Here is a 1,193-nt window from a genome sequence, read left to right as displayed (position 1 = left end):
GGCAGCCGGCCGCAGCTGTCGACGCGCGAGAAGCACCGGCGCGAGTGCTATGTGGTGCTGGAGCCGGGCGCCGACGCCGAGGCCGTGCGCCGGGCCATCACCGGCATGCCGCACTACTTCGACCAGTACGACACCACGGTGCACTTCATCGGCGCCGAGGAGCTGGCGCGCGAGCACGCCGCCATGCCGCACGGCGGCTTCGTGATCCGCAGTGGCGCCACCAGCAAGGGCGTGGGGCAGGTGGTGGAATACCGCCTCCAGCTCGACAGCAATCCGGAGTTCACCGCCAGCGTGCTGGTGGCCTATGCCCGCGCGGTGCACCGGCTGAACCGGGCGGGCCAGCACGGCTGCAAGACCGTGTTCGACGTGCCGCCGGGGCTGCTCTCGCCGCGCAGCGCCGCCGAGTTGCGTGCCGATCTGCTCTGAGGGGGCGCCCGCGCCGCTGCCCAGGCCGGGCTTCGCCTGTTCCTGCCGCCGGCCGGCCACCACTGCGCCATGGTGAAAGGGCTGCTCGCCTCCGTGGCGGCCTCCGTGATGTTCGCCGCCATGTACTACATGGCGCCCTTCCTCGCGCCCCTGGACGGGGAGCAGATCTTCGGCTGGCGCGTGCTGTGCACCCTGCCTTTCACCACCGTGCTGCTGCTGGCACTGCGCCAGGGCGGCCGTGTGCGCATGCTGGCGTTGCGGGTGCGGCGCCAGCCAAGTCTGGCGCTGGCGCTGCTGGCGAGCAGCGCGATGCTGGGGCTGCAGCTGTGGCTGTTCCTCTGGGCGCCGCTGCACGGGCGGGCGCTGCCGGTGTCCCTGGGCTATTTCCTGCTGCCGCTGGTGATGGTGCTGGCGGGGCGGCTGCTGTTTCGCGAGCGGCTGAGCCGGCTGCAGTGGACGGCCGCGGCCCTGGCCGGCGCAGGTGTCCTGCACGAGCTCGTGCGCGCGGGCGGCATGTCCTGGGAGACCTGGGTGGTGGCGCTGGGCTACACGGTGTATTTCGTGATGCGCAGGCGCCTGGCCACCGACCACCTGGGCGGCCACTGGCTGGACATGCTGTTGCTGGCGCCCGCGGCGCTGTGGTTCGTGGCGCGCCCGCCCTCGTCGCTGCCATTGCTCGCGCAGCACTCCCACCTGTGGAGCATGGTGCCGGTGCTGGGCGTGGTCAGCGCCGTGGCACTGGCGCTGTACATGGCGGCGAGCCGCTG

1 protein-coding gene and 1 pseudogene are annotated in these 1,193 nt (G+C 72.4%); both read left to right on the top strand.

Annotation, left to right across the window (positions count from 1 at the left end; translation table 11 throughout):
• A pseudogene (locus A612_RS11620) lies at nt 1-426 on the top strand (diaminopimelate dehydrogenase); the annotation flags it as partial.
• Between the two features lie 69 nt (nt 427-495).
• On the top strand, nt 496-1,193 hold a 698-nt coding region (gene rarD / locus A612_RS11615), incomplete at its 3' end, for an EamA family transporter RarD (protein ID WP_019374645.1).

The organism is Melaminivora alkalimesophila, from assembly GCF_000282995.1.
In the GTDB taxonomy this organism is placed as follows: Bacteria; Pseudomonadota; Gammaproteobacteria; order Burkholderiales; family Burkholderiaceae_C; genus Melaminivora; species Melaminivora alkalimesophila.
This window is presented reverse-complemented; position numbering and strand designations above follow the sequence as displayed.